The 13,537-nt window shown below is 66.6% G+C and carries 6 protein-coding genes; 3 read left to right on the top strand and 3 right to left on the bottom strand.

What is annotated here, in order from left to right:
• Positions 1–117 precede the first annotated feature (117 nt).
• Positions 118–7,710: an SDR family NAD(P)-dependent oxidoreductase gene (locus tag ACFYW5_RS37200; protein ID WP_389421576.1), complete on the bottom strand. Its 7,593-nt coding sequence runs from the start codon at positions 7,708–7,710 to the stop codon at positions 118–120.
• 374 nt (positions 7,711–8,084) lie between these two features.
• Complete coding sequence (locus ACFYW5_RS37195; protein ID WP_389421575.1) at positions 8,085–9,434, bottom strand: wax ester/triacylglycerol synthase domain-containing protein; 1,350 nt, start codon at positions 9,432–9,434, stop codon at positions 8,085–8,087.
• A 496-nt stretch (positions 9,435–9,930) separates the two neighbouring features.
• On the opposite strand from ACFYW5_RS37195, the gene ACFYW5_RS37190 reads away from it, so the two are divergent.
• The 3 genes from ACFYW5_RS37190 to ACFYW5_RS37180 all read left to right on the top strand — a co-directional run bounded on the left by ACFYW5_RS37190 (position 9,931) and on the right by ACFYW5_RS37180 (position 12,310).
• A complete protein-coding gene (locus ACFYW5_RS37190) occupies positions 9,931–10,614 on the top strand; it encodes a DUF6230 family protein (protein WP_389421574.1) in 684 nt (227 codons plus the stop codon).
• Positions 10,605–10,964, top strand: a complete 360-nt coding sequence (locus ACFYW5_RS37185) for a DUF6114 domain-containing protein (RefSeq protein ID WP_389421573.1) — start codon at positions 10,605–10,607, stop codon at positions 10,962–10,964. The genes ACFYW5_RS37190 and ACFYW5_RS37185 overlap by 10 nt, the downstream gene beginning before the upstream one ends.
• A gap of 761 nt (positions 10,965–11,725) precedes the next feature.
• Entirely contained in the window at positions 11,726–12,310 is a 585-nt protein-coding gene (locus ACFYW5_RS37180; protein WP_389421572.1) for a methyltransferase family protein, read from the top strand.
• A 335-nt stretch (positions 12,311–12,645) separates the two neighbouring features.
• On the opposite strand, the gene ACFYW5_RS37175 is transcribed toward ACFYW5_RS37180, so the two are convergent.
• Complete coding sequence (locus tag ACFYW5_RS37175; protein ID WP_389421571.1) at positions 12,646–13,470, bottom strand: hypothetical protein; 825 nt, start codon at positions 13,468–13,470, stop codon at positions 12,646–12,648.
• Between the last annotated feature and the right edge of the window lie 67 nt (positions 13,471–13,537).

Genomic DNA, 13,537 nt, shown 5'->3' with positions numbered 1-13,537 from the left:
CCGCTGAACGCGTTCCAGATCGCCTTCGAAGGCCGACTCACCCCCACCAGCCACTGACCCTCAACAACCAAGATCAGCCGTTGACTGGACACACCCGCCAGCGCGCCGGAAGCCCAGTCACGGCCGCTTCGGCATGTCAGTGGACAGGGTCTGCTGGGACTTGTCTGCGGTCGATTGTGACGGGACCCGCGTCTGCAGGCTATCGGCGACGGGGGAGGGGGGTGGTGTGGTCGGAGCGCTGAGCCCGAGCCGCAGATGCAGCAGGGCGCTGAGGTCGTGGAGGGTGGTGCCGTTACGCAGGAATTCCATCGGAGGGATGTCGATACTGAACTGCTGACGCACCAAGACCAGGAGCTCGGTGGCCATGAGGGAGTCGAGGCCGTACTCGTCGAGCCGACGGTGAGGGTCTAGTGCATCCGGTTCCATCTGCATGGCCTTGGCGATGTTGTGGGAGATGGCTTTCTGCAGAGCAGCCCGGGATTCCTCGGGGGACATCGCGGCCAGGGAGGTGAGGAAATCTTGCTGGGATTGACCGCCCATCTCCTCGTTGGACGGAATGATCAGGCTGTGCCGGGGAGCGGTGAGACTGGGCAACAGGCTCCGTAGTCGGCTCCAGTTCTCACGGCCGATGCCGGTCACAGGAAAGCCGCGGGTGAGCACGTCGTCGGCGGCAGCGAAGGCGTCCTTCAGCCCGAGTAGTTCCATGCCCAGCACAGCGAGATGGGGAGTGAGGTTATTGCGGACGACGTATCCGGTCTCACCGAGCGCTCCCCAGGCGATGGCCTGGGCGGGCAGTCCGGCTTGGCGTCGCTGGCGGACCAGGGCTTCGAGATAGAGGTTCCCTGCAGCATACGGAGCTTGGTGGATATTGCCGATACCGGCGGCCGCAGACGAGATCATCAAGAACAGATCGAGATCTCTGGTGCGGGTCAGCCGGTCCAAAATGTCGGCCCCCCGGGCCTTGGGAGCGAGCACCGCCGCAAAACGAGCATCGCTCAGCTCGTCCAGTGACGCGTCATCGAGGTGCATGGCACAGTGCACCACACCCCGCAGCCGATGCTCACCCGCGTCGATGCTGTCGATAAGGTCGCGCACAGCACCTTCGTCGGTGACGTCACAGGCATACGCGCGTGCCTGCACCCCGCGGTCGGCCAGTTCGTCCAGCAGCGCGGGCGCCTCGGGTGCCTGACGACCACGCCTGCTGACAAGAGCCAGGTGACGGGCGCCGCGGTCGGCCAGCCATCGGGCGGTTGCCGCGCCGAAGCCACTCAGACCACCGGTGACAAGGTAGGTGCCCTCTGGATCCAGCTGCAGCTGTTGAGGGACAGGTTCCACCGCGGGCGGTTCGTCCAGGGGGTCGAACGCGACGACGACCTTCCCGATGTGTCGCGAATGCTGCATCAGCTCGAACGCATCGTCCACCCGTGCGGCCGGGTAGACGCTGTGCAGCAGGGGGCAGTAGTTGCCGGTCTGCACATGCTCGTCCACCTGCTGCGTGAGCAGGCGCCCTACCTCTGGCTGCTGGGTCAAGGTGGTGAGGTCGACACCGAAGAACGCCAGGTTGTCGTTGAACGGCCGGAGGGAGAGCGGATTGTTCTCCAGGATGTCGCGCTTTCCCAGTTCGATGAACCGCCCGCCAGGAGCCAGCAGTTCCAGACTGCGGCTGAGCGCCTCTCCAGCCAGGGAGTTGACCACGACATCGACGCCGCGGCCGTTCGTGAGGTGGGTGATCTGGTGGGCAAAGTCGAGATTGCGCGAGTCGAGGACGTGCTGAACACCGAGGACACGCAGCAAGTCACGCTTGGATTCGCTGCCAGCAGTCGCAATGACGCGGGCACCACGTTGCGCGGCGAACTGCAGCACCGCGAGCCCAACGCCGCCCGCTCCGCCGTGCACCAAAACCGTCTCTCCCGCACGCAGTCGCGCCAGGTGCTCCAGGCTGTAGTGAACAGTGGAGAAGGCCACGGGGAGCGTGGCAGCAGCCTCGAAGGTCATGCCCTGCGGCATCCGGCGCAGTGCATGTGCCGGAGTGGTGGTGTGCGACGCGAGCGAGCCGGCGGCCATTCCATAGACCCGGTCACCCACGCGCAGCCCGCTCACGCGCTCCCCCACAGCGGTGACCACACCAGCACATTCCAGGCCGGGCACGGTGGAAAGGGTGCGTTCCTGGGCCTCGGGAGGCAGCAGCCCGGTCACCGTCATGATGTCCCGGTAGTTCAGCGCGGCGGCGCGGACGCTCACCGTCACCTCTTCCGGTCCCGCTGCCGCAGGAGTTGTCGCCTGCCAGGCAAGTTCGTAGCTCAGCCCTGGCTTGCGCACGCTGAGGGCATAGCTCTTCGGGGGGTGGGGGGAGGTGGTCGGCAGCGGAAGGACACGGGGTACGAACCGGCCACCCGACGTGAGGGCCACCTCATCCTCCTCCGTGCACGCGCGCAGCTCATCGGTCAGCCGACGGGCGTCACTGTCCTGCTCAGTCGTGCGTTCCAGACTGATGCGGCGCACCCGGACGTCCGGAAACTCGTTGGCCAGAGTGCGTGCGGCGCCCCAGACGGCCGCGTCGACCACGGTGGAAGGTGGTTCGGGCGCCGGCAGGGCGCCGCTGGGTCGTGTGACCAGCCACAGCCAGCTGCTGGTTGTCGAGGCCATCTGCCGGCAGGCATGCGCCATGGCCCGCAGGAGCGCGGCTCTCCGTGCTGTGCCGGCCACAAGGGCCTCGGAGTCGGAAGCCAAGTCTGCCAGCAGCAGGACCAGGTGTACCTCCCCCGCTGAAGTGTTGTGGCCGCGCTCCCAGTCGGCAGCTTCCTCACTGGCGCGCATGCACTGGACCCGGTAGTTTCCGCTGTCCGCCAGCTCCGCTTGCACGGCGGCAGCCAGCGGCTCCTCGTCCGGCGTTTCCGTGGCCAGGACCACGGTGCACGGCGCTTGGCGTCGCTGCCCTGTCGGCGCCGCAGGATGGGGACGCGGCTTGTCCGTGGTGGTCGCCATGATGACGGAGAAGTCGTCATCTCGGCCTTGAGCCGCTTCCGAGCTCTGCAGGATGTCGGTGAAGCCGCACTGTTCAAGGAGCTCGCGCCATGCGTGACTGGGCAGCAGGGGGGACACCGCTCGCAGCGAATGGTCGGTCCGGCGATGCCAGAAACTGTCGAGAAGGCCGAAGTACGGAACCAGCATCCCGGTCGAATGTGCTTCGAAGGCGAGCAAGTGCCCGCCGGGGGACAGGAGTGCGGCGATGCCGCGTACCGCGGCGGTGACGTCCTTGCTGGCGTGCAACACGTTCGCGGCCACCACCAGGTCGAACGTGCCTTCGGCCAGCCCTTGGCCGGCCGCCTCCTCGTCCAGGTCGTACGTCCCGTACTGCACGAAGTCGTAACGGGCGAAACGCTGCTGGGCGCGCGGGAGGAAGTGTGCGGAGGCGTCTGTGAACAGGTAAGTGGTGCGGTCGGCTGGGAGTAGAGGCAGCAGTGCACTGGTCATGCCCCCGGTTCCGGCACCGACTTCTACAATCCGCAGGGGACGGTCGGTGGGCCACTGCCGCACCAACTCGTGTACGAGGGCCTGAGCGATCCGGTTGTAAGCACGACAGGCAGGTGCGATGTCGTAAAAGTTCTCCAAAGCGGTCGCCGCTCCGCCTCCCGTCAGCATGTCCAAAGCGCCGGTGTGGCCGCGCCGGATGCTCGCGCCGTGGACGTGGTTACGTGCCTGCAGCAGGATTTCGGCACTGAACGCAGGGTGGTCACGTACCAGTTCGCCAAACAGGGCGCGCTCCCGCCAAGGACCCGTGGTCAGCCGCCATGTTCCGGCCCCGGCCGGCTCAGCGACCTCGCGCCACTCGTCCGTGGTGAACGCATGCTCGTACTCGGCGACATGTGACCTCTGCAGACCTGCACCGATCAGATGTTCGATGGTGAAAGGCTCGGCAGGGTCCGGCAGCATTGCCGCCGTCACTTCGGCGAGCCGCTGCGTGTAAATTCGCTTCGCCACACCGGAGGGGGCGCCGAGGCGCAAATCGGCTACGGCACGGTACCGCTCGCTGATCCGTGGCCGACAGGCTGTGGCGATTTCGGTCGCGGAAGGCAGGCGACGTGCCGGGGCCACGGTCTTTGGCAGTGGTGCGGCACGCATCTGCGTGTGATAAAGCACCACGGGAACGTGTTCGGGGTGGGTGAAACGTCGCTGCCTGCAGCGCTCGAGCTCGATCGTGACCGTACCGTCCTCGTCCATGACGGTGACGTCCCAGCACATCTCCCCATGCGAGCGCGAACGCTCGCGCACATGGATGAACCCTCGGCCGGAAGGCGACTGCCAGGCCCGTACCGCCCCCACGGCGGAAGGCAGGTAACCGATTTTCCCTTCCAGGACATCCCCCATCAGCAGCGGAACGCCGGCTTGCAGGGCACCGTCCAGCAGCGCGGGATGCGCGATGAACTGCGTTTCGTCCGAATGGTGCTCATAGCCGGCCAGCACTTCTCCCTCGCCCACCCACAACTGGGTCAGCACCTGGAAGGCCGGCCCGTACCCGAGCCCCTGCCGTTCCGTCCACACGTAGTGTTCGGCAGCTGACACGTGCTGTGGGCAGCGCTGGCGCAGGCTGGCCACATCGACGGGCTGGGGGGCGGAGCCCAGGCGAGCGCGCACGCGGGCACGCACATGCGGGCGTCCCTGGCGGCTGTGTTGATCGGTGCTGGCGATGGTGAGGAGTCCATCATCAGGATTGAGTGCCACCTGCGTGTGGACGCTGGAGGCGTCTGCCCACGGCACCGCCAAGGGAGCGGTGATCTGCATGTGGTCCACTTCCACCGGTACGCCCAGGGCGCGCTGTCCAGCGGCCAAGGCCATCTCCACGTACCCGGTGGCGGGCATGACGACCGATCCGACGATCTTGTGGTCGACCAGCCACGGAACCAGGGCCGGCTCGATCGCCCCGTGCCACGAGGGGTGTGGGCCGGGCATCCGCTCCCCCAGCAGTGGATGATCGAGGATGCCGGTGCCACTGGTGCGCACCCAGTCCTCAGCTGATCCTTGCCAGTGGCGTTTGCGCTGCCAGGGATATGCCGGCAGATCGACCATCCGCCCCGGCCGCGGGAAGTGCCTGGTCCAGTCGAGGTCGGCCCCGGCCGCCATCACCGCTGCCTCTGTGTGCAGCAGTGCCGTCCTCCCGCAGGCCCCGCGACGAAGTGTAGGAACCACCGCCACCGCAGTGCGCTCCCACGCGCCGCCTCGCCGCAGGTAGGAGCGAAGCACCGGATGTGGGCCGATCTCCACCAGCACATCCGCGCCGTGGGTGAGGGCCGCTTCGAGCGCGGGCGCGAACTGGACGGTGGCACGCACGTTGTGCCACCAATAGGTGGCGTCCAGCTCGGAGCCCTCGGCCCGCTTGCCCGTAACGGTGGAGAAGAGCGGGATGTGCGTGGAGGAGGGGATGAGTCCGTCTAGTGCTGCGCGCAGGGGCTCACGCAGCGGGTTCATGGCGGCGCTGTGGAAGGCGTAGTCCAGCTCCAGAACGGTACAGGCAGTGTCGCCGCGAGCCATGTCCGCCGCGAGGCGAAGCACTTGGCTCTCCGGGCCGGCCACCGTCACATCGTGCTCTGAGTTGACCGCTGCCAGTTCCAACCCGGCGTATCCGGAGAGGAGTTCCATGGCCGGGTCCGGGGGCAGATGGAGAGCCGCCATCCGCCCGCTGCCGGCCGTCAATGCCTGAGCCCGACTGCGCTCCGCGATCACTCGGGCCGCCTGCTCCAGGCTCAATGCCCCCGAGACGTATGCCGCGGCCACTTCGCCCACGCTGTGTCCGAGCACCGCGGCCGGGGCGATACCCCGCGCGCGCAGCACGGCTGCCACACCGATCTGCACGACGAACAGCAGCGGCTGGGCCACTTCGGTGGCCGTCATGTCCTCGGCGGTAACCGTACCGAGCCGATCCGCCACGGACCAGCCCAGACAGGGACGCAAGGCAGCGTCCACCTCATACACCGCGGCACGGAAGGCGGCATCCTCTGCGAGGAGGTCGGCTCCCATGCCGGCCCATTGCGAACCGTTGCCGGAGAACACGAACGCCACTCGCCCGCGTGCGACCGCCTCACTCACCGCTCCGGAGGTCGCGTCTACGGCAGGGGACGACGACTGGGAGGGCTCCCCCTTCGATTCTTCCTGCGGCGCGAGGAGTTGCTCCATGCTCCGCGCTGCCTCTTGGGCCGTCCGCGCCAGAACGACCGCCCGGTGACGGTGCAGCCCTCGGCGTCTGCTCGCGCTGTAGGCCACGTCGTAGAAGTGTCCGGGGTCGGCTTCCTTCAGACGCGCGCACATACGCATGGCCGCCTCCCGCAGAGCCTGCGACGAGCTCGCCGACACGGTGACCGGCCGCAGCGCGGCCTCAGCGTCAGCCGGCTGAGAGTCTCGGGGCGGCGACACGGGAGCGGCTGCCACGATGACATGAGCATTGGAGCCGCCGAACCCGAACGAGTTCACGCCCACCATGGGCCGGTCGACCGGCTCCAGTGGCGTGGCCTGCGCGACCGGAGCCACGTTGAGCCCGGCGAAGTCGATATCCGGATTGGCCGGCAGGGAGTGCAACGTGGCGGGAATGATCCCGTGCCGCAGCACGAGCAGCGCCTTGAAGAGCCCGGCCATCCCGGAGGCCGGCTCCAGGTGACCGAGGTTGGACTTCACCGAGCCGATGGGCAACACCGTGCTGCGCCGGGCCCCCAGAGCCCGCCCGATCGCCCTGCACTCAGCCGGGTCCCCCACCGGCGTGCCTGTGCCGTGGGCCTCGAGATACACCAACTCCTGCGGCTCCACCGCGGCTTGGGCGTAGACCTGTCGCAGCAGATCCTCCTGGGCATCGGGATTGGGCAGGGACACGCCAGGGGTGCGGCCATCGTTGTTGGATCCGCTGCCGACGATCACCCCGTGGACCCGGTCACCGTCGGCCAACGCGTCTTCCAGCAGCTTGAGCACTACCAGCCCGCCGCCCTCGGCTCGTACGAATCCGTCCGCGTTCGCCGAGAACGCCGCGCACCGCCCCTGCCGCGACAGCATGGATGCTTGGGAGAAGCCCACATAGTGGTAAGGGCTGAGCAGTACGTTGACGCCCGCGGCGAGTACCGTGCGGCTCGTGCCCTCGTGCAACGTACGGCAAGCGCGGTCCAGGGCGACCAGCGAGGAGGAGCAGGCCGTGTCGATCGCCATGCTGGGCCCACGCAGGTCCAGAAAGTGCGAGAGGCGGTTCGCCGCCAAGCTGGATGCGCCGCCGGCCATGGTGTAGGCGTTGACCGATCGGTGTTGCATCATCTGCAGCGCGGCGTAGGAGGCATCGGAGACGCCGACATATACCGCGGTGTCCGAACCGGCCAGCGACCGAGCGGGAAGCCCCGCGTCGTCCAGGGCCTCTACCGCCAGTTCCAGCAGCATCCGGTGTTGCGGATCCATCCGAGCCGCCTCTTTCGGCGCGATGCCGAAATAGTCGGCGTCGAAGGACGCCACATCGTCCAGGAACCCGCCCGCCGCGGTGTAGCTCTTACCCGGCCGTGGCATGTGGACATCGATGAAGCGGTCGCGGTCGAATCGGTCCGCAGGCGCTTCACTAATCAGGTTCCGTTCCTGCCGCAGGGCCCGCCACAGCCCGTGAAGATCGACGATGCCGCCGGGGAGCCGGCAGGCGACACCGACGATGGCGATCTGCTGAGCCCGTACCGGGCCGAGGCGGGTGTTCACTGGGATGGCCTCCAACTACAGGTCTGCGGTTGCAGAACCGTCGGGCAAGAGCAGCGGCGATGCTGCCACGGGGCACGTCCCCGACACGCCCGTGGAACCGCAGCCCTTCGACGCACATGTGGCTCCCTGAAGTGCTCGGCAGAGCTACTGACCAGCACCAACAGCGGCTGTGACAGTCACGGCCGACCAGCTCTTCCCGCCCCGAACATCACCTGTGTGGAGGATGGCTCCGCCGCGGATGCCTAGCTCATGGCTCGCGCTGCGAAAGGTTGTGGGCACCGACTGGCCCCTTTGGAGCGGAGCTGGCCGGCCTGCCAGCCGCACGAACTTCGCGTCGGCTTCGGAAAGGAGCTCGCGCTCCGCCACGCCTCACGTCATGGTGCGCATGCGAGTGCGTGGAGTTCGTCAAGGGCGTCCTTCCACATCCGGGGAATGCCCGCTCCGCAGGGCATGGCGTCGTCGTACACGACGGAGAGCTCACATGTCGCCTGATACCGGAGAAGCGTGAGATGACACAGCTGGCCGGGCGCCGGAGCGCCCCAGCCGACGACACCGGTCATAACGGCTCCGTCAATCGCAGGCCGCCGAAGGGCCAGGGGAAAGTAGGTGACAGCTAGCGGAAATCGGCGGCCTTCGAAGAGCCGGCGAAGCACCAGCCGAGTCAACGGGGCGGGCGTCAAACGCAGAAGCCAGCGAGAGCTCTGAATACGCCTCTCCGAGCTTTGCGCAGTCAACTGCCGACCGATGAGCTGGTGGCGGCGCAACGGATCCGGATCGTCACACGGCAAGAGAATACGCGCCATGGTGACGAAGTTGCCCGGTAGTCCCTGCTCTGAGATGCGTCGGGTGGAAAGAGGCCACAAAATCCTCACTGGTCGTGGCCTTCGCCCTTCCGCCAATGCGACAGCGCGCATCGCTCCCGCCACGGCTGCGAGAAAGACCTCATCGATTCCAGCGTCCAACCGCCTTCCGATCTCTCGCAACCGTTCTGTCGGTACGGCGCCTACGGCATATGAACGCTTCCGTGTTGTTGCGTTACGGAACATGGGCGGGACGCGGCAAGGCCACATACCTGCCGTAACCTCTCGGACGATCCCGAACACGGCCTTGGCGGACATGCGGTCATCGCCTGCTCCCACCGTTGCCTGCTTTTCCGGATACGGCGGCTGTGGCAAGGAGCAGAGGATTTTAGCTACATAGCTGAGGCCGACGCCGTCCGACACCGCATGGTGGATACGGAACAGCAACACGAACTGCCCAGTGGTTGCGGCGTCATGAATCAGCCAAAGATCCCAGCGGGGGTGGCACTCAGACGGCAGAGGAATGAGTTGTACGCGCCGGAAGGCGCTTTCCCAGTCAGCCTCACCCACCACGTCCAGAACACGTACATGCCGACGCATGTCAACATGGGAAAGTGGTTCCCAGCAGGGCGCTTTCGAGTTCGGAGTGAGGCGGTGTGTGAGCCCGGGCAGCGAGCTCAGCCGCGACTGAACGTAAGAACGCAAGGCTTCCACCGTGGGCGGGCGACCGGCGAAACGCGCGGTCCAGCCGATGGTCAACTCATCCGGTCCGCCCAGACGATGGAATACCTGACTGACCTTGTCAGCGGCCCGAAGGTCGGATGGCGACCTCGGCACATCCTGGGCGGCGGGCGACCGTGGCACGCCGTCGTCGCCCAGACGTTGCGAGCATGCCGCGTTGCGTTTTTCAGTGGGATGAGACATCACAATCCATACCCTCAGGGAACCGGGCCCTTCAGCGCGGCTCACAGCGCCCTTAGTAAGCGTGCGCCGATCGGCGCGAGGCGATCCGACGACCGGAGCCTATGCTCCGACCTGACGGGTATAGCAGCAACGAAACCGCCCGTCGGCCACCTCGTGCCTGCCGGATGGCAGTTGCACCCAGACCGCCCGCCCGAGCCCCCGTGGGCAACGAACATTGCGGGCGGCGCAGCGGCCGGCGGCCCTCTCGGCGGCGCGCGATGGTGCCATCGGGCTGCCCCTGGCCGCGCCGAACGATACCGGCCGCTCCATCGACCGAGCGGAGCCACGACATACCAGGAAACGTATGTCTCCGTCACCACGACGAAGCACAGCGCTGCCGACGGCTGGCGTCGCATGAGCGAGGCTCCGGCTGTCCGCGCCTGGCTGCCTGGACAGCCAATCGTGTGAACACCGGTGACCGCGTTGTGCTGACCGGCGTTGGGATGGGCAAGCCAGAATGCATGGACGACTGCCCATGGGCAAAAAGGGACGTGACACCTTGAGGCTGACAAACCTCGCTGCAGGGCCGGAACGGCCTGGCGGGCGAGCCAGGCGACGGGGAGGCCGCACAAACTGGCGGCGGTTCGGACTTGCCTCTCTGGCCGCCACGCTCCTGGCCACCGGGACCGTCGCCACAACCACAGCAGCCGAAATTCCGGTCTCCTTCGCCGTCGCAGGGAATCCGTTCACTGTCACCGCCGAACACCTAGAGGCCACCGGAGCCACCCAGTTCGCTTCCTTCCGCAAGGACGCGAAGGGCTCCAGCCATCCTGTGACAGTGGTCGGGATCCGTAGCGCAAGTATCGAAGGACTGTGCCAATCCGCGGTAGCCCGCACCCCCTTGGGCGCAGTGACTCTCATCATCCGCTCAAACGGGGACGCACCTGTGACTGCCCGGAACGTAGCACTGGACATCACCCGCCTCACCGGAGACATGACATTCCATTCCGTGGAGATGGGCCGCGATGCCGCCACCTTGGACAGCTCCGGAATTGTCGGCACACCGGGAACCTACGGACAACAAGCCCGCTCGCTCACGGTCGAGAATGCTCGCTTGCAAGCCTGGTCCCTGACCGCGGGAATGTTCTCGCTGACCGGGTCCGACATGTCTGTGCAGCGGGGTGAGCAGACGTGCTCCTGACTGCTCACCCACGTCCGTGGGCCGCCTGTCTCGTCATCGCTCTCGCCGGTGTCGAAATCGGCTCGTTCCCCCTCGCGCGCCCCAGCCTTCTGGGCATGCAGGGATTCAGCGGAGCTAGCGCGGTCCTTGTAGCGGCCGCTCTTCTCGGATGCTCCGTTCTGTTGTGGATGCGCCCAGCAAACGCCGCCCTGAACGGCACGGCGGCAATCTTCCTCGGCCTCTTGTCCTATCCGCTGGCCAATCTGGGCGGCTTCTTGTTCGGCATGCTGCTCGCGCTGCTCGGAGGGGCGCTGGCTCTCGCTTGGCAGCCGGTCGACGAGAAGGCCGTGTCGGTGCCCGCTCGTGACTGAGCGGATGTGGTCGCCCCGCCGCGCAGCGTTTTCTGTACTTCTCCTCCCTCTCCTATGCACATTCGCACTTTCTCCGGACCACGCCGGTGCAACCCCTTCGCCGCATCCCACACCGGCATCCCTTTCCGTCCCCGGCTCATCGACGTCCTGCGCGTCGGAAATCTTTCCACGAGCCCGACCCGCAGGGGCCGAGTTAACGGACACCGTCCAAGCCATCACCAAGTGCCTGAGTGGCACCGTGCCCGAGATCACGTCTCCCGGCAGCGTGGCACTCCAGGCCGAGGACGTCACCGTTACTGGGCTGAAGTGCGGGCTTCTGCTATTGGGCGACGGAGATTGCCGGGCCCTAAAAGTAGTTTTGAACGGCGTGCACATCCATTACCCGCGTGCCGCTGGACAGCCCGGCTCGTGCACCACCGCTCGTCGGATCACCCTCTCTGGCCAGGTGCACTTTCACGCGGCTTCACTCAGCGGTCGCGTGTTCGGCCTCATGAAAGTGGCCACGTCCACAGCTCTGGTGCCACCCGTGCCCATCCCCTACCTTCAACTCACAGACGTTCATGCCACCGGCCTCCGGGCCCGCGCCGACCTTGTCACTACTCGGCACACGGCCATCCTTCCCAGCGGTCCGCGCTCAGCTGCCTGCCCTGATGACCCGGCCGTTTTCGGCCCCATACAGCTGAACCCTTGACCTCCGTAGCGCCTTCCCCATCACATGCCGCGAGGTCGCAGCGGCCCGAGCGAAGAGAAGTGAGAACCTTATGACTCGCGAAGACATTGCCCGTTCCCTTGTCGGTCTCACCGCCGTGCTGTGGTTCTGGAGTGAGGCGAAATGGGTGATCAGGCAACGCGCTACCAGCGACCGAGTCGTCATCAAGGAAAGCCGGTCCTTTTTTGCACTCGTCATCTCGTACGGGGCCGCACAAATGGGTGCTTTCGGATTGATGTGGTTCTTCCCATCTCTGCAGATCGCAGACGACTGGAGTACCTTGATGATTGCGGCGATGCCGCTGGCGTGGACCGGACTCGCCCTGCGGCAGTGGTCGGTGCACACGCTGGGAGACTTCTTCCGCGCCAAGGTCACCGTGCAGCGAGACCACGACGTCGTCCGCAGTGGCCCCTACCGGTATATCCGGCACCCCTCATACGCCGGTGGACTCATGACCGTCATGGCGATGGCCCTGATCTTCAATCACCTCGCAGCCTGGATCGTCGTGGTCGGTGCCGTATTCACTGGAGCCCTGTACCGCATTCGCGTGGAGGACGAGGTTCTCTGTCGACACCTGGGATCCGACTACCGCCATTACGCCGCGCACACGTCGCGCTTGATCCCTGGTATCTGGTGAACCACCGTAAACGCGTGGCGGCGCGGCTCGCCTCGGGCGATGAGGACCGCACCGGGTACCGCACCGGCGGAACGGGCACTCACGCCTTCGGCCGTCATCGACCGGTTCCTACGTTGCCTCGGCCCGCCCGGGATACCGTCGGACAGTGCCGTCCTGCATGGACGAAGTCGACTTGGCCCATGGGGTCGATGTCGCGCAGGGGATCACCGGGCACGGCGACGAGGTCCCGGTTCGTCCGGGCGCGATCCGGCCGAGGCCGCACGCAGTGATTCCAACCCAGCGACATCACGAGTTCAACCTCAGTAGCGGTAGTTCGTTAAATCCGGAGGTAGAGATCAATACCGTGTCCGGTGGTGACCGCGTCGATCAGGGCCTGGAGGTCGGGGGGTGGGTCTTTGTCCGTCCAGGATCGCCACCATCGGTTCAGGGTGGTGGCAGGGGTGAGCCAGGCGCGGACCGAACGTAATGCCTTGGGCCAGCAGGGCAGTTGGGGTGGGTGGGGTTCGGTTGGTCCCCCTCTCTGGCCCCTCGTCGGGGCACGGGTCCGGCGCGGTGGCGTCCAGGTGTCCAGGTGGGGCGAACCACTGGTCCCAGCAGAAGGAGAAGGCGCAGTTGACCAGGGCCTGGTGGCGGCGGATGGCGCGGTCGGAGCGGACTTGGAAGTCGGCCCAGCCGAGTTCGTCCTTGATCTGTTTGTAGCTCTGCTCGATCCACGGCCGCAGGCCGTAGAGGCGGACGATCTCGGCCAGGTCGGCGGGCGGGTGCGGGCTGGCGGCGGCGTGGGGTGCGTCCGGGTGGGGCAGGTTGGTGGCCAGGTACCAGGTGGCCTTCTCCGGCAGCCGGGCTGGGTCGGTGGTGGCCACGACCAGACGGCAGGGCGAGTCGCGACCATAGCCGCCCAGTCGGGCATCGGCGGCCCACCAGCTCTCGGTGTGCCCGTCACGGAAGTGACGCTCCACGGGCGTCCAGTCGCCGGGACGCCTGGCATCACGCCAGGTCAAGGTATGGGCGGCCTCGATAGGAGTGTGCGGCTGGCCGGCCGGAGCCCAGGTGCCGCGGTGCGGCTTGAGCGCCACCACATAGGCGAGGCCGGCCTCGCGCAGTGCGAAGTACCAGTCGTCGCTGACGGAGTAGGGGCGTTGACCCCTGATGTTGAACACACGAGACACTGGATCCTGAGGATCTGAGAACGGACATCTCGTGGTCATGAAGAACTACCCGCCGGAG

It is taken from the genome of Streptomyces sp. NPDC002779 (assembly GCF_042888685.1).
Classification (GTDB): Bacteria; Actinomycetota; Actinomycetes; order Streptomycetales; family Streptomycetaceae; genus Streptomyces.
The sequence above is the reverse complement of the archived record's forward strand: the minus strand, read 5'-3'. Positions and strand labels throughout refer to the sequence as shown.